Origin of the sequence: Pandoraea sp. ISTKB, assembly GCF_001721285.1 — a bacterium.
Classification (GTDB): Bacteria; Pseudomonadota; Gammaproteobacteria; order Burkholderiales; family Burkholderiaceae; genus Pandoraea; species Pandoraea capi.
Window position 1 is genome coordinate 43,692 of record NZ_MAOS01000041.1, and the last position, 22,441, is coordinate 66,132.

Genomic DNA, 22,441 nt, shown 5'->3' on the forward strand with positions numbered 1-22,441 from the left:
GTCATGTCGGCGGCAGCGAGGTCACCATGCTTGAATCGATTGCGCTCGGCGCAGGGCTGTCCTGGGGCAGCGGCCTGCGGTTGTACCTGACGGTGTTCTGCGCAGGGCTGGCGGCGCGGCTGGGATGGTTGCATCTGCCTCCGACGCTCGCCGTGCTGGCGTCGACGTGGGTGATCGCGGCGGCCGGCGTGCTGGCGGCCATCGAGTTCTTCGCCGACAAGATCCCCTTCGTCGACAGTGCCTGGGATGCCGTGCATACCTTCATTCGCATTCCGGCGGGGATCGTGCTGGGTGCGGCGGCGCTCGGGCAGATGGACCCGACGGTCACGGTACTTGCCGGTCTGGCCGGCGGTGCGCTGGCCGGAACGGCCCATCTGGCCAAGGCGGGCAGTCGCGCGCTGATCAATACGTCGCCGGAACCTTTCTCGAATGTCGCGGCCTCAGCCGGCGAAGATGTCTCCACGGTGGGTGGTCTGGCGCTCGCGTTCTTCCTTCCCGCCATTTTTCTCGTGATGTTGTTGGTGTTCGTCGTGCTGGCGTGGTGGTGGTTGCCGCGTGTCTGGCGCGGATGGCGCTCGTTACTGGCGCGGGTCAAAGGATTGAGGAACGATGGGGTTCACTGAGGTTGCCCGCCAGGCATGGCGGATGTTCCTGCGCGATTGGCGCGCGGGCGAGTTGCATCTGCTTCTCGTGGCGTTGTTGCTGGCGGTGGGCGCACTGTCCAGCGTGGGTTTTCTCTCCGATCGGATGCAGGGCGGGCTTGAGCGCGATGCGCGTCAGATGCTCGCCGCCGATCTCGTCGTTCGCAGCGACGCTCCCCTGACCCCCGAATTTGCCCGGCAGGCGCAAGCCGACGGGCTGGCGACGGCCGTCATCGCCAATTTCCCCAGCATGGCCAGTGCTACCGGCCAGAGCGGCGGAAGTGGCCAAAGTGGTGTGAGCGCCGGAACGAACGCGAGCCGTCTGTCCTCGCTCAAGGCGGTCAGCAGCGGTTACCCGTTGCGCGGCCGTGTGCGCATCGCGCCTGACGCCGGTGCCAACACCCCGGACGCCCCCGCCACCGACATCCCCGCCCCGGGCACCGTCTGGGTCGATGCCGCGTTGCTCGACGCGTTGCACGTCAAACCCGGCGACAGCATCCGCGTGGGCAACAGCACGTTGCGCGTGGCGGCGGTCATCACCCGCGAGATGGATCGCGGCTACGGCTTCGGCTCGCTCGCGCCGCGCGTCATGATGCGCTTCGACGAACTGCCGTCGACTGGTCTCGTGCAGTTCGGCAGCCGCATCACCTACCGTCTGCTGGTCGCGGGGACGGACGCCCAGGTCGGCAAGTTCGCCGAATGGGCGCGTCCGGCGGCGGAGCAGGCGCGCGGTGTGCACATCGAATCGCTGGAAGACGGGCAGCCGCAGGTGCGTCAGACGCTTGATCGCGCCGAGCGTTTCCTCTCGCTCGTCGCGTTGCTCGCTGCCGTGCTGGCAGCGGTGGCGGTCGGTATCGCGTCGCGGCGGTACAGCGAACGACATCTCGACGCCTGCGCCGTCATGCGCTGTCTTGGCCTGCCGCGCCGGGCGCTGCGCGGCATGGTGACACTCGAATTCATCGGACTCGGCCTGATCGGCGGCGTGCTGGGCGTGGGCCTCGGCTATGCGGCGCATGAAGTGCTGCTGGCGCAGTTGGGCAATGTGATCCCGGCGGGATTGCCGGCGCCGACGTGGCGTCCGGCGGTGTTCGGTCTGGCCAGTTCGCTGGTGATGCTGCTGGGCTTCGCGCTGCCGCCGTTGCTGCCGCTGTCGGAAGTCGCGCCGCTGCATGTGCTGCGTCGCGATGTGGTTGGCGGGGCACGCCGTCAGGGATGGCTCGCCTATGGGGCCAGCGCGTTGGCATTCGGCGCGCTGTTGCTCTTTGCGGCGCGTGATTTGCGCCTCGGTGCGATGGTGGCGGGCGGTTTTATCGCCGGTGCGATCGTGTTCGGCGTGCTGGCCTGGCTGGCAATCCGTGTGCTTGCGGCGTGGGCGCGACGCCACGGTGCGGCCGGCGGGGCCATGGGCGGCATCGGCTGGCGCTACGCGGTGGCGGGGTTGCGTCGTCGCGGGCTTGGCAGCGCGCTGCAAGTGGTGGCGCTGGGCCTGGGGTTGATGGCGCTGCTGCTGCTCGCCGTCACGCGCAACGATCTGGTGGCCGGCTGGCGTCAATCGACGCCGGCAGACGCGCCGAACCGTTTCGTCATCGACATTCAGCCGGGGCAGGACACGCCGGTTCTCACACAGCTTCACGCGGCGGGACTGCCCGACGTGCAACTCTCGCCGATGATTCGCGCGCGACTCACGGCCATCAACGACAAGCCGGTGACTGGCGAGAGCTATACGGAGGAGCGGGCGAGACGTCTCGCCGAGCGCGAGTTCAACCTGTCGTACACGTCGGCCTTGCCCGACGGAAACCGTGTGACGGCCGGTCAATGGTATGGCGATGCGTCCAAACCGCAGATCTCCATGGAAGAAGGCATTGCGAAGACGCTCGGCCTGAAGCTGGGCGACGTGTTGCGTTTCGAAGTCACGGGGCAGACCATCGACGCGCCGATCACCAGCCTGCGCAAGCTCGATTGGGGATCGATGCGCGTGAACTTCTTTGTCGTGATGCCGCCGGCCGCGCTGCACGATTTTCCGATGACGTGGATTACGTCGTTCCATCTGGAACCGCAGCAGCAGGGCGTGGCGGACGCGCTGGTGCGTCAGTTCCCGAACGTGACGGTGATCGACACGGGCGCCTTGCTCGCGCAGATTCAGCAGATTCTGTCTCAGGTCATCGATGCCGTGCAGGCGCTTTTCCTGTTCACGCTCGCCGCCGGCGTGCTGGTGCTTTACGCGGCACTTGCGGGCACGCGTGACGAACGCATGCGCGAGAGCGGCATTCTGCGTGCGCTTGGGGCGTCGTCGCGACAGCTTCGCGATGTGCATCTGGCCGAGCTGGTGACGGTCGGCGCGCTCGCCGGGCTGCTGGCATCGTTGGGCGCCGGTGCGCTGGGCTGGGCGCTGGCGCGTTATGCCTTCGAGTTTGCGCTGAGCTTCAATCTCTGGTTGCCGGTGCTGGGCATCGGTGCCGGTGTATTGTGTGCGCTGATCGGCGGATGGAGCGGTCTGCGGGCGGTGCTGCGTCAGTCGGCACTGCGCACGTTGCGCGAAATCTGAGTATCTCGAAGGGGCGGCGCGCGACAGCGTCTCGCGCCGCAACCGCAGCCCCCGCGATTTCGAGACGGCGATCATGGCAGGCCTGACGGGCCTCGGGCACAATATCGGCCATGACGACCGAAAACACCTCCCAAACCTCTCCGGCGGACGACGATGTGCAGGACACGCCTGCCCAGCCGACCGCCTTTTCGCTGCTCGGCGGCGAGCAGCGCGTGCGCGAACTCGTCGACCGTTTCTACGACCTGATGGATCTGGAGCCTGAGTTCGCGGGCATCCGTGGCATGCATCCGGCGTCGCTCGACGGATCGCGCGACAAACTCTTCTGGTTTCTGTGCGGCTGGCTGGGCGGGCCGAATCATTACATCGAACGATTCGGTCATCCGATGCTGCGCGCCCGCCATCTGCCGTTTCCGATTGCGTCGAGCGAGCGCGACCAGTGGCTGCGCTGCATGGCGCTGGCGATGCAGGATACCGGTGTCGAAGCCACGTTGCAGGAGCGTCTGATGCAGGCGTTCTACGGCACTGCGGACTGGATGCGCAACAAGGCGGGCTGAGGCGGGCCAAGGTGAGCTAAGACACCTCAGGGCAGATATCAGAGATTCATGACGAGCGGCGTGTCCGAGATGTTCGCCACGCTCGACGACACACTTTTCAGTGATCGGTCGTCCATGCCGCTATCGTCCGAGGCCTCGCCGGCTTCGAGATCCCATTCGGCGTCCCTGACCCGATAACGCCCTTCAGTGCCGAACCCCTCCTCGTAGTTCAAGGCACGTTCGACGACATCCATATTGCGTTTGGCCTCCCTGGCGCTCATCCAGTCGACGACGCTGGTCGTCAAGGCATCGCCGAACAAGCGGTAGGCCAATGCCGCGAATCCGATGCAGTTCTGTAGGGTGTCCAGATGTTGTAACTCGGTGCCTGGTGCGTCGGAGGGTGACGGCAAGCCCAACGGCGCGGAAGTCGCGGTCTCGTCCATTTCCTGTTTGCTTTCATGTCCGCCCGCAAGCACCCCGGTACCGTTGACGAACAGCATCATCGACGTGCCGAGCAGGGTCGTTTGATACTTCCCGCCGTAAGTCTCGAGGTGCTTCGAGCCGACGAGTTTTCCGGCCGACGCCATCCACGCCGTATTTTGAATTTGCGCGCTGGTCGACGACGGATTGCAGTATTTCCCGACGGCGACGGCCAAATCCATCAAGCTCGAAAGCGACGCGGCGGTGGCCGTGCTCAGCGTAATCTGATGGGCCGTGGAAAGCGTACTGCTTTCATAGGTCTCCTTGATCGTGCTCAGGCTGGCCGCGCCCAATGCGCTGGCACTCAGCACGAAATTGCTGATGTGCTGAAACAACGCGGCGAATCGACCGACGGCCGGCGGCGACGGTGCGAAATCCTCCAGCGATCCGGCTTTTCGCGCGAGTGCGCTGAGCGCGTCGCCCGCGTCGGTCTTGAATGATGTCCCGTTGTTGCCGGGAAACCGCGTGCCGGTGGCGAGCGACGGGGAAAGCGATGTGGCGTTGGGGGAGAAGCGAGGGCTGTGCATCGAGGGGCAAATCCTTGATCAAATGGGTGGGACGAGGTGAGTCAGAGGCTGTCGAGCAGGCGCGTCAGGTTGTCGTGCAGACCCGCGTGGCGATTCGAGCACCGCACCATTTCCAGTGCGTCGCAGGCCATCTCGCGAGCCGTGTGCGCATCGCCCAGTTGCTGCATGCAAATGGCGGCGAAGTAGAGCGGCTCGGGATTGCCGTATTCGCGTGACACCGCGACCATGAGCGGCGCCACGGCATGTTCGTAGTCACCGAGTTGGCAGAGCACGTAACCGAACGCCTTGTAGACGTCGGCGTGCTCGGGAAGCGCGCTGCATAGGGCGGCAAAGGCCCGCGCGGCGCCTTCCAGATCGTTCGCGGCATGGAGGGCGTGCGCGTGGGCGAGTGCCTGGGCGTCGACCGGTCCGTTGATGCGTTCATTGATGCGCCCATTGGTGGAGGCGCCGGGTTCGCGTTCCATAAAGTCACGCGCAGGTGGTCGAGCGAAGGTGCCCGGCGCGTAAGGGTTGCGCTGGGCAATGTGGGGTCTCGTCATGGCAGGTTTCCTTGCTGATTCTTCGAATTCGATCGCGTGGATGCGACCGCCACGTAATGTGCGGCTCACACAAAGTTGCGGCTATTGCACCGCGACAAACGGTGTCGAGAATTCGCGCAAGTTGCGGGTGGTTGGGGCGTGACCTACGGGATTTGAGGGGCCGGTGACCAAAGCTGGCGCGGTTGGGCGATGGCTCGGGAACCTGCCGCAGTGGCCGATAACGTCGACCGTACCGGCATCGGGGCGTGCGATTGTGCCTTGCCACGCGAGCGGAAGTCGCGCGAATATGTCCTGTTCCCACAGGAGACACCATGACTACAGAAGCGCTGTTTCGACAAGACGCCTATCTGCGCCAATGTGAGGCGCGCATCACCCATATCGACGAGACGGGCATCATGCTCGACCGCACCGTGTTCTATCCGCTAGGCGGCGGCCAGGCGGGCGACGCCGGTACGTTCGTGCTTGCCGATGGCACGCGTCTGACGATTGCCGACACGCGCAAATCGAAGCGCGAAGGCGCGACGCCGGACGATGCCGTGCATGTGCCAGCCGAAGGGCAGGCGGATGCGTTGGCCGGGTTGTCGGTCGGCGACGTCGTCCAGGCAGAAATCGATTGGGCGCGGCGCTTCCGGCATATGCGGTTTCATACGGCGTCGCATCTGATGTGCGCCGTGCTGCCGCACCCGGTCGATGGTTGCAGCATCACCACGGAATATGCGCGGCTCGACTTCGTGACGAACGATCCCATCGAGCGCGAGACGGTCGAGGCCGGGCTGGCGGCGCTGATCGAGGCCGCGCGCCCGGTGGCGATCGACAGCATCAGCGACGAGGAGATGGCCGCGCGTCCTGAGCTGGTCCGCACGATGAGCGTGAAGCCGCCGGTCGGGCTGGGGCGCGTGCGTCTGGTGCGCATCGAAGGCATCGATTTGCAGCCGTGCGGCGGCACACACGTGGCGAATACGTCGGAAATCGGTGCGCTGCGCGTGGCGAAGATCGAAAAGAAGACCTCTCGCACGCGTCGGGTGGTGTTGGCATTCGCCTGAGTCTGGCATCATCGGCCCATCCCTCATTTCCTTCAGGACGTTCGATGGCGACGCCAGCAGCAGAGATTTCGACGCAATCACAACCGACGCAACCGTGGCAAGCGGTGCTTGATTTCTGGTTCGGAACGCCGGATGCCGAGGTGTACGGGATGGCGCGTCCCGAGTGGTTCCGTAAGTCGGATGCGTTCGACGAGGAGATTCGTGCCCGCTTTGGCGCATTACATGCGCGTGCCGTCGCGGGGGAGTTGAATGATTGGGCCGATACGCCGCTCGGCGCATGCGCGTTGATCGTGATGCTCGATCAGTTCTCGCGCAATCTCTTCCGGCATCGGGCTGAGGCGTTCGCCGGGGACGCGCAGGCGCTGGCGGTGGCGCGGCGTCTGGTGGAGGCCGGGGATGATCGCCGGTTGCCGACGGCACAGCACCGCGTCTTCGTCTATCTGCCCTTCGAGCACGACGAGTCGCTGGAAAGCCAGCATCTCTCGCTGGCGCTATATGAGCAACTGGCGCAGGCGTCGGGGCTCGTGGATAACCTTGATTACGCGCGCAAGCACGCCGTCATCATCGAACGTTTCGGCAGGTATCCGCACCGTAACGCAGCCTTGGGACGTGCATCGAAGCCCGAGGAAATCGCGTTTCTCAAGGAGCCGGGATCGTCGTTTTGACGCGTCGGCTTTGGTGCCAGTGAATGGCGAAGAATCCGATGACGTACGCGAGAATGCCGCCGACCACGGCGAAGGCGGCCAACCCGGCGCAGAGATACAGGGTCGCGGCGCCGAAGTCGAACTGCGTCAGTTGTGTCCAGACGCTCTCGCTCGCATGCGCTGCCGCCGCGACTGTCGCTTCGATCTCGGCCTTGGGGGACCAGTCGAGCATCCAGCGCCCCACGCGATGGGCCCCCAGATAGACGAACGGCACGGTCAGCGGGTTGGTGATCAGCGTGCCGGCGGTGGCAAGAAACAGATTCCCGCGCATGAACGCAGCGACGAGAATCGCCACCGGCATTTGTGCCACGGGTAGCAGGAAACCGAAAAAGACACCACATGCCAACCCGGCCGCGACCCCTCGCGGCGTGGCCTGCCACAAGCTACGGCGCAGCAACAATCCGGCATGCGGGCGCAACCAGCGCGAGCGCAGCAGTCGCATCGGGCGAAGCATCTTTAACATCATGGGCAGGTTGCTCGTCGGAGGATGTGGACCCAGGCGGGCATGGGGGAAGCGGCGCAGCACGGCAAAATGGCCGCATACAACGGATGTCAGAGTGTGACGGGTGGCAAGAGTTCAATGCGGCCGCAGACTCAGGGTGTTGCCGGGAGATGTCACAAGATGCCGGTAAGACGCCGCCGAACAAGCCGACGAACAGCAGGTGCGCGATATCGTTGGAGGGCGTTGGAGGGTCGTACGGGAACCGGGCGTTGATGCGATAAGACGGCAGGAAGGCGAGCGGAGAAGGGACTTGAGAAAGCACTGCGCGGCATGGCTGCCGCGCAGCGATCACATCGACGGGCTTAGATCTGCGAGCGCTGATCCGACCAGCGATCGATTTGCGCCGGCTTGAAGCTGCGCATCGTGTCGAGCAACGCTTCCGGCGACGTGGCGATTTGCAACTGATCGAGTTGCGGCGCCTTCAGGAACTGCTCGGTCACCATCGACTTGAGGAAGACCATCAGCGGATCGTAATACTGCTCGACGTTGAGCAGGCCGATCGGCTTCGCGTGATAGCCGATTTGCAGCCACGTGAACACTTCGAACAGCTCTTCGCAAGTACCGATGCCACCCGGCATGGCGATGAAGGCGTCCGAGAGGTCGGCCATCATCTGCTTGCGCTGGTGCATGTTTTCGACGACGTGCAGCTCCGTCAGCCCGGTATGACCGACTTCCCTGGCCATCAGCGCCTTCGGGATGATGCCGACGGCCTCGCCGCCATGCGCGAGCACGGCGTCTGCGATGATGCCCATCAGGCCGACCTTGCCGCCGCCGTACACCAGACGGATCCCGGCTTCGGCCATGCGACGGCCCAGTTCGCGGGCCGCTTCAGCGTATGCAGGACGCACACCCGTGGCGGCGCCACAGTAGATACAAATGGATTTGACTTCCGACGACATGCCTTACTGCACTCCCTTGGACGAGGATTCCCGAGCCATCTTGTCATAAAGCTCGCGCGACTTGCCCTTCAGATACGGGGCCATCTGCGAGAGGATGTGATAGCTCGACTGATGCAACCCCGCGCCGATTTCTTCAGGATCGTTGTACTTGCGCGGGTTCATCACGAATTGGTACGACAACCAGTACGTGGACAACACCACCATGTTGGTGGTCACGACATCGATCTGCTCCGGCGTAATCTCCATTTCACCGTCGGCCACGAGCAGGTCGCACATCTCGCGTGCGAAACGCTTCTTGTGGCCCACGATCTGCTTGAAATGCGTCTCGAGCGTGCGGTTGCGCGCCAGCAGGTCGTTCAGGTCGCGGTAGAGAAAACGGAAGCGCCACAGGAACTCGGACATGTATTGCAGGTACGTCCAGACTTCGTCGAGCGTGGGCTTGTGGTCATCGGGCAGCCGCAGACGCCGTTCGATTTCCTGCTCGAACTGCGCGAAGATGCTGTTGATGATGTCGTCTTTGTTGCGGAAGTGATAGTACAGATTGCCGGGGCTGATTTTCATCTCCTCGGCAATCGTGGTGGTAGTGACGTTGGGTTCGCCGATTTCGTTGAAGAGTCGCAACGACACTTCAAGAATTCGTTCGCGGGTTCGGCGTGGCGGCTTTGCTTCCATGTCTGTCGGCCCCGGTTAGCGGCAAGCTCGGCGAAGGATGTTCTCCGCTTGCGTTTATGAGTTGAGTATCAGGTATACGGCGACCGATTATACCCGGCAGCCGACCGGTGCCAAGCATGGGGGCGGGGCAGGAAGCGCGATATCAGAAAAACGCCGTACGTACGAGTTCCACGATGACGGGCCCCGCAAGCGAAGCCCAGGTGAGCAGGCACAGGCCGAGGGCGACGAGGACGGCGGCACTGCCGAAATCCTTCGCGCGCTTGGACAGTTCATGCCGTTCCAGTGAAATCCGGTCGATGGCGGCCTCGATACTCGAATTGACCAGCTCGATGATGAGCACCAGCAGGATCGATCCGATCAGCAGGACACGTTCGACGGCGGTGACCGGCAGGAAAATGGCTGCCGGCAGCAGAATGGCGGCGAGCGCGAGTTCCTGACGGAAAGCGCTCTCCTCGAACACGGCAAACTTGAATCCGGACAGCGAGTACTTCAGGGCGCGCCATGCGCGCATGACGCCCCGGTTGCCTTTATACGGATTCGGTTGTTTGTCGCGTGGCGGCGGGTGATCGATGAACAAGCGTCAGGTTCCTCGCCGCAACGGGCATTAACGGTGGATCAGATCGCAGGCGCGAGCGATGGCTCGGGCTTGCGCGGATGCAGATGCGAGGCGAACTCTTCCGAGGCGGCTTGCCACGAGAATCGTTCGGCCCATGCGCGCGCGCTTTCTCGCGACACTTTCAGGGCGTCGAGACACGCTTCGCGCAGATCCTCACGCAGTGCGCCGCCTTCGCCTTCGGGGCAACCGTCGAGTACGTCGACCGGACCGGTCACCGGGAAGGCCGCGACAGGCAGACCACAGGCCATGGCTTCGAGCAGCACCAGACCAAACGTATCGGTGCGGCTCGGGAAGACGAAAACGTCAGCCGACGCATACACCTTCGCCAGTTCGGGCTGCGAAAGCATGCCGAGATAGTTCACATCGGGGTAGCGCGAGCGGAGTTCGGCCAGTTGCGGCCCTTCGCCTGCGACCCATTTCGAGCCAGGCAGATCCAGCTTCAGGAAGGCTTCGATGTTCTTCTCCACGGCAACGCGCCCCACGTAGAGGAAAATCGGATGTGCTGAATTTAGCACATGTGCTTCCTGCACACGGAAGATGTCGAGATCGACGCCGCGCGTCCACAACACGACGTTGTTGAAACCGTTGGCTTCCAGGTCACGCTTGACCACTGGGGTCGGCGCCATGACGGCGCGCGACGGCTTGTGGAACCAGCGCAGGAAACGGTAGGTGGTGGTCAGCGGAAAGCCGAAGCGCGCCTGGACGTATTCGGGGAAGCGCGTGTGATAGGCGGTGGTGAACGGAAAGTCGTTGCGCAGCGCCCACTTGCGCGCGGCCATGCCGAGCGGTCCTTCGGTGGCGATGTGCAGCGCGTCCGGCGCGAATTCCTCGATGCGGCGCGAGACACGGCCGCCGGCGAAGAAGGCGAGACGGATTTCCGGATAAGTGGGGCACGGGATCGTGCGGAATTCCTGCGGCGTGAGCAGCTCGACGCGATGGCCGGCAGCTTCCAACTGAGCGCGCGTGTTCTTCAACGTGCGGACCACGCCGTTGATCTGCGGATCCCAGGCGTCGGTGATGATCATGATTTTCATCGGGCGCTCCTTCGCGCACATGGCGCGGGTGGAATGACACGCGCAGCCGCGCGTGAAGGGGTAAGGGGGAGAGTGCGCCAGTCGTTTCAGGCGCTCACCGGCGTGGCTTTCACGCTCACGCGCGTGTCGCGTTTTTGCGTCCAGTAGATGATCTTCAGCTCGCCCTCCATCGTCTCGACGAGTGCCGACAGACTCTCGACCCAGTCCCCGTCGTTGCAGTAGAGCAGGCCGTCGATCTCGCGGATTTCAGGTTTGTGGATGTGGCCGCAGACCACGCCGTCGCAACCCCGGCGACGTGCTTCGTCCGCCATCACGTTCTCGAAGGCCGAAATGAAGTTCACGGCATTCTTCACCTGATGCTTCAGGTACTGCGAGAGCGACCAGTACGGGAAGCCGAAGCGCGTGCGTACACGGTTGAACCAGCGGTTGAGCAGCAGCGTGAGCGTGTAGAGTGAATCGCCCAGATAGGCGAGCCACTTGGCGTGCTGGATCACGCCGTCGAACAGGTCGCCGTGGGTGATCCACAGGCGTTTGCCCGACAAGGTCGTGTGAAAGGCTTCGTCGCGCACGGCGATGTCGCCGAAGGCCAGCCCGCAGAACTGGCGCGCCGCTTCGTCGTGATTGCCCGGGACATAGATGACTTGCGTGCCCTTGCGCGCGCGGCGCAGCATCTTCTGCACGACATCGTTGTGCGCCTGCGGCCAGTGCCAGCCCTTGCGCAGATGCCAGCCGTCGATGATGTCACCGACCAGATACAGATAATCCGAATCGTGGTGACGCAGGAAGTCGAGCAGGTATTCCGCCTGGCAGCCTTGCGTTCCGAGGTGGATGTCGGAGAGCCAGATCGTGCGGTAGCGGGTGATGCCCTCGGGCGGCGGGTCGAGCGGGTCGGGAGTGTCCGGCGGCAGATCGATCGTGGAAGGCGGCGCGGCGGGTGGGGTGGCGGGCGGGGAGGCGGGGCGGCCCGGCGGGGTGTCTGCGAAGTGACCGGCGCGAGCCGCAGGGGTGGGGATCGGCAACTCGAAGGTGGGTGTCGTCGTCATAGCGGCTCGCACGTCGCGTTGAACATGCGTGCATTGCGCCATGCCTTCGTGAAGGGAAGATGACAGTCATGCGCGTGTCGCGAAAGTGTCTTTTGACGTCGCGCAGATGCGACAGCCGCTTGAGCGGGGCAACGCGCTTGCCATGCCCTCAGATGCCCCGTGCGCCATGCGCGTCAGTTCGGATGACGCAATCCCTGTGCAACGCGTTCGAGCGTTTCCAGCACCAGCGCCCGCGAGCGTGGGTGCGTGCCGAGCGACACGTGACCGAGCCCTTCCAGTGCGATGTTGTGCGCGCCTGGCAGCACCGACGTGCGCACGGGATACACCACGTTGTCGTGCGCGGTGTAGATCGACGTGATGCGCGCGCGTGCCGTGTCGTTTTCGCCGTTGGCGAGCGCCACGAGCCATTCGCTGCCGATGCTCATCTGGCGTACGTTGTGTCCAATGCCATGCCGCGCGTGAAGCGTGCCGAAGTGCGGCGAGCCCAGTGTGACGGTATGCACGACGGGTAGCGTCGGATAGCGCCGCAGGCAGGCGCGTGCCGCGAGGCCACCCATGCTGTGGCCGACGATGACGACCGGTGCTCGTGTGCGTTCGGCAAGCGCCTGTACGGCGCCTGCGATGGTGTCGGCGTAGTCGTCGATGTCGCCGAGCAGCGGGGCGAGATTGATGGCGTCACAGTGATAGCCGGCGTCTGCCAGATGGCGCGAGAAGCGCAGCCAGAACGCCCGGTTACAGCCGTAGCCATGCAGCAACAGAACGGCCACGGGGCGCGCCGGACCACTGGGTGCGGCCAGCGGCGCGGCACTGAACCACGGCTGGTAGATGTCGAGCAACAGGATCGACGCCGCACATTCGTATGCCCAGACCGCGATGTTGGTGCCGGCGAGCGTGCGGCGCTCGGGCGTGGGATCGCCATGCGCGGCCATGACGAAGCCCGCAGCGAGACCCATGGCGTGAGAGACGGGCAACCACAGGATCGTCCACAGGAACGTGGTCCAGGGGCTGTGCCAGGCCGACCAGGTCGCGACGGCAACGACGATCGACAGCGCGATCTCGACGCCGCCATAAACCAGATGCGGGCGGGAGGCGCGCAATGCGACGGCGCTGGCGGCGGGTGGCGTGCTCATCGTCCCGTCATTTGCCGAGGACGCTGACGAGCCGCGTGCCTGCGAGCCGGTCATGCACGAACTGATGGTCGGGCATCACGCGCATGGCCAGCGCCCAGAGCACGATCCAGCCGGCGAGCAGGGCGACGCTGCTCCAGCCCGTCAAGCCGAATGCCCAGTCGATGGCCATGGCCGGGAGCACCCACAGCCAGGCAAGCACGTAGCGCACGATGGCCCGGCCGACGCGCAGCGGCTGCCCGTGCGCATCCACCAGACGGATCTTCCAGGTCTTCATGGCGAGTGTTTGGCCGCCGTGAGTCCAGAACCAGACGAAATAGGCGCCAAGAACGAGAAACAGCCACGTCTGCATGGCATGGCGGTACATGAGACCGCTGCGTTGCTGCGTCAGGGCGCTGAAGAGGTAGCCCGCCAGGAACAGCACGCCGAAGAGCAGCAGCGACTCGTAGACCATCGACAGCAGCCGGCGACGCAGCGTTGGCACGGCATAGCTGCCAGGGGCGCTGCCCTGCGAGGCATTGGGCCCGGACGTCTGCCTGGCAAACGGTTGCGAACGCGGCGGCTTGGAAGGCTGAGGCGTAGCGGAGTCGGTCATCGCAGCGTGGTCTGAGATCTTGTTATCGGGTATCGGAAGTCCTGTGCCGCGTTGGCTACGTTCGCCACGTTCGGCCTGCGCGCTGTGCGTTCGCGTCGGGAGCGTCGCCCATTATGCGGAAGATTGTGCCGATGGGCCAGCGAGCCCGCCCGCCGGTGTTCGGTGTGCCGCAATGCAAACGGCCGCCCGGAGGCGGCCGTCATGGCGGGTTGCTGCGAGTCGCTACGTGTTGCCGAGCGACGTCGCGTCAGTTGTGATGGTACAGATCGGAATTGAACGTGTCGCCGCTCTTGTCGCCATTGGCCGGGGCGGCGCTCGCCGCGCCGTTGCTGGCGGCCGACGGGACGGATGCCGCAGCCCCCGGCATCGACGCCGCAGCCGGCTGCGAGGCGGCAGGCGCCGAAGCGACCGGCGCGGGAACCGGCAGCGCACCGTTCTTGGCGGCTGCGCCGGTGTCCTTGCGATGCACGGCGGCATACGGGTTCTTCACGCCCGAGCGGCCCGAAGGCGGGGCGCTCACGACGTTGGGGCGATTGGACTGCTTCTTGTCGTCGGCCGCCAGACGCTTTTTCTGTTCTTCCGTGAGCTGCTGGTATTGCTGCCACACCTGCGCCTTGCGCTCCGGTGGCAACGTCTTGGCATTCTGGTAGCTTTCGCGCGCCAACTGGCGCTGCTCGGGCGTCAGACGCACCCAGTCGGCCATGCGGTCATGCAGGCGCTTGCGAGCCTCCGGCGACAACGTCTGGAAACGTTTGGCGATTTCGATCCACTTCTCGCGCTGGCGCTCGCTCATGCGGTTCCAGTCCTGGGAGAGCGGGGCGAGCGCTTCTTGCTGGGCCGCATTGAGCTTGGCCCAGGCGCCGCCGGGTGAGGGCAGCGCGGCCGCCGGTGCGCTGCCGTTGGCCGGGACGCCGGCTGTCAGCGCGCCGACCGGGGCCGAGGACGTGCCCGGCGCGCCGTTGCCGGTCGCGGCCGACGTTGCGGCGATGGTCGGCGGGGCGTCGGACACCGGGGTGGCATCCGGTGCTTGCGAGCGGCGCAGCGCGGCCGTGCCGGCAAGAGCGGCGACGATTAGCGCGGCGACCAGGAAAAGTACGTTGCGTCGCGTCACTGGGCGGTCTTGGATGGGGGGACTACTGGGCACGCTTCACATAGGCGTTGAAGCCGTGATCGGCATAGGCCGACAGCGGCAATTCGTCGCTCAATACGGCAGCATCGATATCCGCCAGATCCTGAATGTGTTGCTGATGTTCCCAGTACGCGATGCCGGCCAGACCGATCACCAGTGCGGCGAGCGGCCAGAGCAGGCCAAGACGGCCGAGCTTGTCGAATGCGCGGCGCGGCCCGCCGATTTCCGGCGATTGCATGGCACCCACACCCGCGAGCACCAGCGCCGGTTGCACGACGGCGACCGGTTCTGGCTTCTTGCGGGCGAGCGCCTCCTGGCGCGCGGCGGCCAGCCGGGCCGCGATGTTCGGCGACGGCGAATCGGATGCTTCGTCCAATGCCAGTCGCACGCGATGTGCGAAGCGAATTTCCCTCGTTTCCAGATCGTGACTCATAACCTGATCCCTTTTGCCTTCAACGCCTGTGCCAACGCGTGAGTGGCACGCGAGCAGTGCGTCTTGACGCTGCCTTCGGAGCACCCCATCGTGGCGGCGGTCTCGGCAACGTCCATGTCCTCCCAATAACGCATGAGGAACGCTTCCCGTTGACGTGTCGGTAGTTTCTGTATTTCCGCCTCGATCAGCGTGAGGATTTCGGCACGCGAAACCGAGTCCTCGCTGCTCTCGGTTTGCACTGACCCATCCTCGCCCAGTAAGGTTTCCAGCGGGTCGAAATCGTCGCGCTCGTCCTCGCCGGGGCCGGCCAGGTTCGAGAACAGCGTCACCCAGGTGTTGCGCACCTTCTGGCGGCGGAAATAGTCGTGAATGGTGTTCTGGAGGATGCGCGTGAACAGCAGCGGCAGGTCGGCCGGCGGCTTGTCGCCGTACTTCTCGGCCAGACGGATCATCGCATCCTGAACGATATCGAGGGCGGCCTCGTCGTCGCGTACGGCATACACGGCCTGCTTGAAAGCGCGCCGTTCGATGCCTGCGAGAAAATCCGCCAGTTCCTTGTCAGATGCCATCCGGTGGGGTACACGCAGCGTTTGCCGCTGCGCCTGTGAAATGCCGTGTAAGCGTAAAGATTACGTAAAGATCGCGTAGTCGGTGCGGATGCTACCAAAAACGCGCCTGCCTGTAACCGCTTTTGCTCCCGGTTGTGTCGCGTTACGACACCGGCGCATTCGCCAGCTTCCTATGATGTGAAGATTGTGCACCAGCGTGGGGTCTTGCACCGCACAGTGTGGGAATTTTGCGAAGCGAACTTCGTGATCATGCTGCAAATGCATAAACTCGCTTGACCATTTTGCTGCAAACCAGTAATGTTGCCAGTTCGCAATATCTGTGATTGTCTCAATATCGGCACGCCTATCCGGTGTGTCCATCATTCAGACGCGCAGCTTGAGCCCGGACCATAAGTTCGTGGGGAGAGCACCCGATCAAAATTTTTGCCGAAACTTTGAAAGGTCGACGATGAACATGCCAAGCGCGGAATTCTCCGAGGCGGAAGCTACACGCCACCAAAATACGACTGAAGACATGATTGGCGCCGAGATCCTCGTGCGCTCGCTTCAGGAAGAGGGAGTCGAACATCTGTGGGGTTATCCCGGCGGTTCGGTTCTCTACATCTACGACGAACTCTACAAGCAGGACAAGATCCAGCACATTCTGGTGCGCCATGAGCAGGCAGCCGTGCATGCGGCCGACGCTTATTCGCGTTCCACCGACAAAGTCGGCGTGTGCCTCGTGACGTCTGGCCCCGGCGTGACCAATGCGGTCACCGGTATCGCCACGGCGTACATGGATTCGATCCCGCTCGTCATCATTACCGGGCAGGTGCCGACGGCCGCGATCGGTCAGGACGCCTTCCAGGAATGCGATACGGTCGGTATCACGCGTCCGTGCGTGAAGCACAACTTCCTCGTGAAGGATGTGCGCGACCTCGCCGCCACCATCAAGAAAGCCTTCTATATCGCCAAGACGGGCCGTCCGGGTCCGGTGCTGGTCGACATTCCGAAGGACGTCTCCAAGGCACGTTGCCGCTTCGAATATCCGAAGTCGGTGGCGCTGCGCTCGTACAACCCGGTGACGAAGGGCCACTCGGGCCAGATCCGCAAGGCGATGAGCCTGCTGCTCTCGGCCAAGCGTCCCTATATCTATACCGGCGGCGGCATCATTCTGGCCGATGCGTCGAAGGAACTGAACCAGTTCTGCGACCTGCTCGGCTATCCGGTGACCAACACGCTCATGGGCCTGGGCGGGTATCGCGCGAGCGATCCCAAGTTCCTCGGCATGCTGGGCATGCACGGCACGTACGAAGCCAACATGGCCATGCAGCACTGCGACGTGCTCATCGCCATCGGCGCGCGCTTCGACGACCGTGTGATCGGTAACCCGGAACACTTCTCCTCGACCGCCCGCAAGATCATTCACGTCGATATCGACCCCTCGTCGATCTCCAAGCGTGTGAAGGTCGATATCCCGATCGTCGGCGACGTGAAGGAAGTGCTGCGCGAAATGATCGAAAATCTGCAAACGGCGGAACATGGCCCGGACACCGCGGCGCTCGCCGACTGGTGGAAGCAGATCGAGCAATGGCGTTCGCGCGATTGCCTCGCCTTCGATCGCGAGAGCGAAATCATCAAGCCGCAACATGTGGTCGAGACGTACTGGAAGCTTACGGACGGTGAAGCGTTCGTGTGCTCGGACGTCGGCCAGCACCAGATGTGGGCGGCTCAGTACTATCGCTTCAACAAGCCGCGCCGCTGGATCAACTCGGGCGGTCTGGGCACGATGGGCTTCGGCCTGCCGGCAGCGATGGGTGTGAAGATGGCGCATCCGGACGCAGAAGTCGCCTGTATCACCGGCGAAGGCTCGATCCAGATGTGCATTCAGGAACTCTCGACGTGCCTGCAATACCGCACGCCGGTCAAGATCCTGTCGCTCAACAACCGCTATCTGGGCATGGTTCGCCAGTGGCAGCAGATCGAGTACAGCAAGCGTTACTCCAGTTCGTACATGGATGCGCTGCCGGACTTCGTGAAGCTCGCCGAGGCGTACGGTCATGTGGGAATGCGCATCGAGAAGTCGTCGGACGTCGAGCCGGCACTGCGCGAAGCGCTGGCCCTGAAGGATCGTACGGTATTCATGGATTTCCAAACGGATCCCACCGAAAACGTCTGGCCGATGGTTCAGGCGGGCAAGGGCATCAGCGAGATGCTGCTCGGTTCGGAAGATCTGTAAGACGACGAGGCACGCTCGCGCTGCCAGCCGCTTCCGGCATTGCCGGGGCGCGGGTGCGACGTCCCAAACCAGGACAATCCGGGATACACCATGAGGCACATTATTTCTGTTTTGCTCGAAAACGAGCCGGGCGCGCTGTCGCGCGTTGTCGGGCTGTTTTCGGCACGTGGCTACAATATCGAGACCCTCACCGTCGCGCCGACCGAAGATCGTTCGCTTTCGCGCATGACGGTGGTCACGACCGGCTCCGATGACATCATCGAGCAGATCACCAAGCACCTGAACCGGCTCATCGAAGTGGTGAAGGTGGTCGATCTGACCGAGGGGGCCCATATCGAGCGCGAACTCATGCTCATCAAGGTTCGCGCGGTGGGTAAAGAGCGGGAAGAGATGAAGCGGATGTCGGATATTTTCCGCGGCCGCATCATTGACGTTACGGAAAAGACCTATACGATTGAGCTCACCGGCAATTCATCGAAACTCGATGCATTTATCGAAGGGCTCGACCAGACGGCGATTCTCGAGACGGTTCGTACCGGTGGCTCGGGCATCGGGCGCGGTGAGCGCATCCTGAAGGTCTGACCGGCAACGACAACGCGGTAAGCGGATTTCGATCCATTCTGATTTCAGTTTATTTTTGGTAATACGGGACACTCCAAATGAAAGTTTTCTACGACAAAGACGCCGACCTCTCCCTCATCAAGGGCAAGCAAGTCACGATCATCGGTTACGGCTCGCAAGGCCATGCCCACGCACAGAACCTGAAGGACAGCGGCGTGAACGTGACGGTCGGTCTGCGCAAGAACGGCGCTTCGTGGAACAAGGCGGTCAACGCCGGCCTGAACACCAAGGAAGTGGCAGAAGCCGTGAAGTCGGCCGACATCGTCATGATGCTGCTGCCGGATGAGCAAATCGCCGACGTGTACAAGAACGAAGTGCACGCCAACATCAAGGAAGGCGCAGCGCTCGCGTTCGCTCACGGCTTCAACGTGCATTACGGTTGCGTGATCCCGCGTGCTGACCTCGACGTCATCATGATCGCCCCGAAGGCCCCGGGCCACACGGTGCGCTCGACGTACTCGCAAGGTGGCGGCGTGCCGCACCTGATCGCCGTCGCACAAGACAAGTCGGGCGCTGCTCGCGATATCGCACTGTCGTACGCTGCCGCTAACGGCGGTGGCCGTGCCGGCATCATCGAAACCAACTTCCGCGAAGAAACGGAAACCGACCTGTTCGGCGAACAAGCCGTGCTGTGCGGCGGTACCGTCGAGCTGATCAAGGCTGGTTTCGAAACGCTGGTCGAAGCCGGTTACGCGCCGGAAATGGCTTACTTCGAGTGCCTGCACGAACTCAAGCTGATCGTCGATCTGATCTATGAAGGCGGTATCGCCAACATGAACTACTCGATCTCGAACAACGCCGAGTACGGCGAGTACGTCACGGGCCCGCGCGTCGTGACGGAAGAGACGAAGAAGGCCATGAAGCAGTGCCTGACCGACATCCAGACGGGCGAGTACGCCAAGTCGTTCATCCTGGAAAACAAGGCCGGCGCTCCGACCCTGATCTCGCGTCGTCGTATCACGGCCGAGCACCAGATCGAGCAAGTTGGCGGCAAGCTGCGCGCGATGATGCCGTGGATCGCCAAGAACAAGCTGGTCGACCAGTCGAAGAACTAAGTTGTCAACGCGACGTGCCGCTCGGTGCGTGGGCTTGGAAGTCTCCGGACCTCTTCGGGCTCATGCATCGGCGGCAGACGATGGTGGATAGTCGGGCTCGTGGCGACACGAGGTTCGGCCATCCGTGAATCATCGTTGCGTCAGGCCGTCCGTTTTGCCGTAGCCGCTGCTATGGCAAGGCGGACGGCCTTTTTCGTTTCAAACCCAGGGCTTTTTTCGCGTCGTCGCGAGCGGTGTTGTCCGGTCTCGCGAATATGACGCGAACGTGTCGATTGGGGAAAAAGTGTCGCCGCGTCGCGCGCATTGCTACAATGCCGCCACGTCACGGTTTGGCCCGAAGCAGGCCGACCCGCTCACTCAACCGTTTTACCAAGGACGCGAGTTCAATCGCATGAATTATCCTCACCCGATCATCGCCCGCGAGGGCTGGCCCTTCCTGGGTATCGCCGTCGCCGTTGCGCTCGTCGTGCATTTCATGGCTGGCGTGTTTTGGGCCGCGCCGTTCTGGGTGATCGCCCTGTTCGTACTGCAGTTCTTCCGCGATCCGCCGCGTGAAGTGCCCCAGCAGGCCGGTGCCGTGCTGTCCCCGGCAGACGGCCGCATCGTGGCCATCGAAACCACGCAGGACCCCTATGCAGGCCGTGAAGCGCTGAAGATCAGCGTGTTCATGAACGTCTTCAATGTCCACTCGAATCGTGCGCCGGTTGACGGCACGGTGACCAAGGTGGAATATTTCCCGGGCCGCTTCTTCAACGCCGATCTGGACAAGGCATCGCTCGAGAACGAGCGTAATGCGCTGGTGATCGACGTCGGTGGTCAGATCGTCACGAGCGTGCAGGTCGCCGGTCTGATTGCGCGCCGTATCCTGTGCTACGTGAAGGCGGGCGACCGTCTCTCGCGCGGCCAGCGCTACGGCTTCATTCGCTTCGGTTCGCGTGTCGACGTGTACCTGCCGCTCGGTTCGCGTCCGCGCGTGGCCATTGGCGACAAGGTGTCCGCTACCTCGACGATCCTCGCCGAGCTGTAAGCTGCGCCTGGCTGCATCAGGGCCGTCGGCGGCGGTGTGACACGGGGTCGCACGTCGCCGGATCGTCTCGTTGGGGCTCGTATCCTGAGCGTCATGACGACACGGCCTGCAACTGCTTTCGCTTTTCGCGTTCCAATAGCGGTGATCCGTCGCGGGTTCGCCCGCAGTCTTGGGGTCAGTGAGCCGACCCTAGCATCGTCAAGGAGTTACAGATGCCGGAAAACCATCGCGGCCGCTTGCGCAACAATGTCAGGCATCTCTCGCCGTTCGGCCGTCACAAGAATCCCTCAGAGCCATCGATGAACGAAGACCACGATCCGGGTGTGGACGAGGACCTGCCGGTGCGCCCGCGCAATCGCGGCATCTATCTGCTGCCCAATGCTTTCACGACTGCCGCGCTGTTCTGCGGCTTTTTCGCCATCGTCCAGGCGATGAACGACCGCTTCGAGCAAGCCGCCATCGCGATCTTTTTCGCAATGGTGCTCGACGGCATGGACGGGCGCGTTGCCCGCATGACCAATACGCAGAGCGCCTTTGGCGAACAATACGATTCGCTCTCGGACATGACCTCGTTCGGCGTAGCGCCGGCGCTGGTGATGTACGAGTGGATTCTGCATGAGATCGGCAAGTGGGGATGGCTCGCGGCGTTCGTCTACGTTGCGGGTGCAGCGCTGCGTCTGGCCCGTTTCAATACGAACATCGGCGTGGTCGACAAGCGTTTCTTCCAGGGGCTGGCCAGCCCGGCGGCGGCGGCGCTCATTGCCGGTTTCGTCTGGATCACGATCGACAACAAGTTGCCGGTCAACGTGTTCTGGATGCCATGGGTGGCGTTTTTCCTGACGATTTACGCCGGGATGTCCATGGTCTCGAATGCGCCGTTCTACAGCGGCAAGGCGCTGGACGTGCGCCAGCGCGTGTCGTTCGGCGTGGTGCTGCTGTTCATGGTCGGCTTTATTCTGGTGTCGTCCGACCCGCCGCTGGTGCTTTTCGGCATGTTCTGCCTGTACAGCATTTCGGGCTACGTGCTGTGGGCGTTCCGCTTCCTGAAGGGCCGCCGGCAGCGGATCTTCGGTGAGGTCGACGAGTAAATCGGTCAATACAAGGGGCGTATGAGTACGCCCCTTGTCACATCTACCTGTCAGAGTTGTCAGGTATCACGCCATCGGAATGTTCTACTCTTGACGATGGCGGCATCGAAGTACCCCCTGTGGCCCGGTCCGCGAGGCAATGCATGCGTGACCCGGCGCCGTTTCCGTAGGTCAATGTGACGAAGGAGAAATCATGGGCATTCTGGACTTCGTGAAGGAAGCTGGCGAAGCGCTTCTCGGCAAGGCGCAGGCGGCAGAGCCGCCGCCTCCCGGCCCCGATGCCGACGCGGCGAATCGTGCGGCAGGTGAAGCCATCGAGAAATACATCGGCAGCCAGGGGCTGAGTGCGACGGCGCTCAGCGTCGAGTTCGACGGCGCGACGCGTACGGCAACGGCGCGCGGCGTGGCGCCGGATCAGGCGACCAAGGAAAAGATTCTGCTGTGCTGCGGCAACGTCAAGGGCGTCGAGAAGGTGAACGACCAGATGTCCGTCTCGACGGCATCCGCCGAGGCGAACTACTACACGGTCAAATCGGGCGACACGCTTTCGGCGATCTCCAAGGCGCAATACGGCGACGCCAACAAGTACAACGCCATCTTCGAAGCCAACAAACCGATGCTTTCCAGCCCGGACAAGATTTACCCGGGGCAGGTGCTGCGGATCCCGCCGCTCTGATTCGTCGGCGGCGACGTCATCTCGATCAGCCCGGCTTCGGCCGGGCTTTGTCGTTTTGGGCGGGAACCCTGCGCGGGGCGCATCGTCGCCTGCAAACGCCCGTGCGCATGGGCGTTGCCGCCTAT

24 protein-coding genes are annotated in these 22,441 nt (G+C 63.4%); 11 read left to right on the forward strand and 13 right to left on the reverse strand.

Going from position 1 to position 22,441, the window contains the following annotated elements; genetic code table 11:
• Positions 1-26 precede the first annotated feature (26 nt).
• The 3 genes from A9762_RS16490 to A9762_RS16500 all read left to right on the forward strand — a co-directional run bounded on the left by A9762_RS16490 (position 27) and on the right by A9762_RS16500 (position 3,740).
• Entirely contained in the window at positions 27-623 is a 597-nt protein-coding gene (locus tag A9762_RS16490) for a DUF4126 domain-containing protein (protein ID WP_069343125.1), read from the forward strand.
• Positions 610-3,186 carry an ABC transporter permease gene (locus A9762_RS16495; RefSeq protein WP_240493594.1) on the forward strand — a complete coding sequence of 859 codons (2,577 nt, stop codon included), beginning with the start codon at positions 610-612 and terminating at the stop codon, positions 3,184-3,186. Before A9762_RS16490 ends, A9762_RS16495 begins: the two co-directional genes overlap by 14 nt.
• 110 nt (positions 3,187-3,296) lie before the next feature.
• Positions 3,297-3,740, forward strand: a complete 444-nt coding sequence (locus A9762_RS16500) for a group II truncated hemoglobin (RefSeq protein ID WP_069343097.1) — start codon at positions 3,297-3,299, stop codon at positions 3,738-3,740.
• A gap of 38 nt (positions 3,741-3,778) precedes the next feature.
• Here A9762_RS16500 and A9762_RS16505 read toward each other — a convergent pair whose 3' ends face one another.
• On the reverse strand, positions 3,779-4,726 hold the full coding sequence (locus tag A9762_RS16505; RefSeq protein ID WP_069343098.1) for a hypothetical protein: 948 nt from the start codon (positions 4,724-4,726) through the stop codon (positions 3,779-3,781).
• Positions 4,727-4,767: 41 nt separating this feature from the next.
• On the reverse strand, positions 4,768-5,265 hold the full coding sequence (locus A9762_RS16510; RefSeq protein ID WP_139133258.1) for a hypothetical protein: 498 nt from the start codon (positions 5,263-5,265) through the stop codon (positions 4,768-4,770).
• A gap of 311 nt (positions 5,266-5,576) precedes the next feature.
• Between A9762_RS16510 and A9762_RS16515 the strand changes: the two genes are divergently transcribed.
• Together A9762_RS16515 and A9762_RS16520 are read left to right on the forward strand one after the other, a co-directional pair.
• Positions 5,577-6,308, forward strand: a complete 732-nt coding sequence (locus A9762_RS16515; protein ID WP_069343100.1) for an alanyl-tRNA editing protein — start codon at positions 5,577-5,579, stop codon at positions 6,306-6,308.
• A gap of 44 nt (positions 6,309-6,352) precedes the next feature.
• Positions 6,353-6,973: a DUF924 family protein gene (locus tag A9762_RS16520; RefSeq protein WP_069343101.1), complete on the forward strand. Its 621-nt coding sequence runs from the start codon at positions 6,353-6,355 to the stop codon at positions 6,971-6,973.
• Here the strand turns inward: A9762_RS16520 and A9762_RS16525 are convergent.
• The 11 genes from A9762_RS16525 to A9762_RS16575 form a co-directional block, all read right to left on the reverse strand.
• On the reverse strand, positions 6,948-7,478 hold the full coding sequence (locus A9762_RS16525) for a DUF2062 domain-containing protein (RefSeq protein ID WP_069343102.1): 531 nt from the start codon (positions 7,476-7,478) through the stop codon (positions 6,948-6,950). The two genes, A9762_RS16520 and A9762_RS16525, sit on opposite strands and share 26 nt — an antisense overlap.
• A 338-nt stretch (positions 7,479-7,816) precedes the next feature.
• Positions 7,817-8,413, reverse strand: a complete 597-nt coding sequence (locus A9762_RS16530; RefSeq protein ID WP_069343103.1) for a TIGR00730 family Rossman fold protein — start codon at positions 8,411-8,413, stop codon at positions 7,817-7,819.
• Between the two features lie 3 nt (positions 8,414-8,416).
• Positions 8,417-9,085 carry a TetR/AcrR family transcriptional regulator gene (locus A9762_RS16535; protein WP_069343104.1) on the reverse strand — a complete coding sequence of 223 codons (669 nt, stop codon included), beginning with the start codon at positions 9,083-9,085 and terminating at the stop codon, positions 8,417-8,419.
• Positions 9,086-9,227: 142 nt separating this feature from the next.
• Positions 9,228-9,662: a diacylglycerol kinase gene (locus A9762_RS16540; protein ID WP_069343105.1), complete on the reverse strand. Its 435-nt coding sequence runs from the start codon at positions 9,660-9,662 to the stop codon at positions 9,228-9,230.
• Positions 9,663-9,700: 38 nt separating this feature from the next.
• The gene (locus tag A9762_RS16545) at positions 9,701-10,735 is read right to left on the reverse strand and encodes a glycosyltransferase family 1 protein (protein ID WP_069343106.1); all 1,035 of its coding nucleotides are present in this window, start codon (positions 10,733-10,735) and stop codon (positions 9,701-9,703) included.
• An 86-nt stretch (positions 10,736-10,821) separates the two neighbouring features.
• Entirely contained in the window at positions 10,822-11,754 is a 933-nt protein-coding gene (locus A9762_RS16550) for a UDP-2,3-diacylglucosamine diphosphatase (protein ID WP_083254003.1), read from the reverse strand.
• A gap of 197 nt (positions 11,755-11,951) precedes the next feature.
• Positions 11,952-12,908, reverse strand: a complete 957-nt coding sequence (locus A9762_RS16555; RefSeq protein WP_069343108.1) for a triacylglycerol lipase — start codon at positions 12,906-12,908, stop codon at positions 11,952-11,954.
• A 7-nt stretch (positions 12,909-12,915) separates the two neighbouring features.
• Positions 12,916-13,500 carry an RDD family protein gene (locus A9762_RS16560; RefSeq protein WP_083253997.1) on the reverse strand — a complete coding sequence of 195 codons (585 nt, stop codon included), beginning with the start codon at positions 13,498-13,500 and terminating at the stop codon, positions 12,916-12,918.
• Positions 13,501-13,747: 247 nt separating this feature from the next.
• Positions 13,748-14,611 (reverse strand): DUF3106 domain-containing protein, encoded by an 864-nt coding sequence (locus A9762_RS16565; RefSeq protein WP_139133259.1) that lies wholly within the window; start codon positions 14,609-14,611, stop codon positions 13,748-13,750.
• A gap of 22 nt (positions 14,612-14,633) precedes the next feature.
• Positions 14,634-15,062, reverse strand: coding sequence for a DUF3619 family protein (locus A9762_RS16570; RefSeq protein ID WP_069343109.1), 429 nt, complete (start codon positions 15,060-15,062; stop codon positions 14,634-14,636).
• Positions 15,059-15,631: an RNA polymerase sigma factor gene (locus A9762_RS16575; protein WP_069343110.1), complete on the reverse strand. Its 573-nt coding sequence runs from the start codon at positions 15,629-15,631 to the stop codon at positions 15,059-15,061. The genes A9762_RS16570 and A9762_RS16575 overlap by 4 nt, the downstream gene beginning before the upstream one ends.
• Before the next feature lie 448 nt (positions 15,632-16,079).
• On the opposite strand from A9762_RS16575, the gene A9762_RS16580 reads away from it, so the two are divergent.
• The 6 genes from A9762_RS16580 to lysM all read left to right on the forward strand — a co-directional run bounded on the left by A9762_RS16580 (position 16,080) and on the right by lysM (position 22,316).
• Positions 16,080-17,849 (forward strand): acetolactate synthase 3 catalytic subunit, encoded by a 1,770-nt coding sequence (locus A9762_RS16580; RefSeq protein ID WP_069343111.1) that lies wholly within the window; start codon positions 16,080-16,082, stop codon positions 17,847-17,849.
• 90 nt (positions 17,850-17,939) lie between these two features.
• Complete coding sequence (gene ilvN / locus A9762_RS16585; protein WP_069343112.1) at positions 17,940-18,431, forward strand: acetolactate synthase small subunit; 492 nt, start codon at positions 17,940-17,942, stop codon at positions 18,429-18,431.
• A 77-nt stretch (positions 18,432-18,508) separates the two neighbouring features.
• The gene (gene ilvC, locus A9762_RS16590; protein ID WP_023595472.1) at positions 18,509-19,525 is read left to right on the forward strand and encodes a ketol-acid reductoisomerase; all 1,017 of its coding nucleotides are present in this window, start codon (positions 18,509-18,511) and stop codon (positions 19,523-19,525) included.
• A gap of 391 nt (positions 19,526-19,916) precedes the next feature.
• Positions 19,917-20,552 carry a phosphatidylserine decarboxylase gene (locus A9762_RS16595; protein WP_069343128.1) on the forward strand — a complete coding sequence of 212 codons (636 nt, stop codon included), beginning with the start codon at positions 19,917-19,919 and terminating at the stop codon, positions 20,550-20,552.
• 212 nt (positions 20,553-20,764) lie between these two features.
• Positions 20,765-21,640 carry a CDP-diacylglycerol--serine O-phosphatidyltransferase gene (pssA, locus tag A9762_RS16600; RefSeq protein WP_069343113.1) on the forward strand — a complete coding sequence of 292 codons (876 nt, stop codon included), beginning with the start codon at positions 20,765-20,767 and terminating at the stop codon, positions 21,638-21,640.
• A 193-nt stretch (positions 21,641-21,833) separates the two neighbouring features.
• The gene (lysM, locus tag A9762_RS16605) at positions 21,834-22,316 is read left to right on the forward strand and encodes a peptidoglycan-binding protein LysM (protein WP_069343114.1); all 483 of its coding nucleotides are present in this window, start codon (positions 21,834-21,836) and stop codon (positions 22,314-22,316) included.
• Positions 22,317-22,441 lie beyond the last annotated feature (125 nt).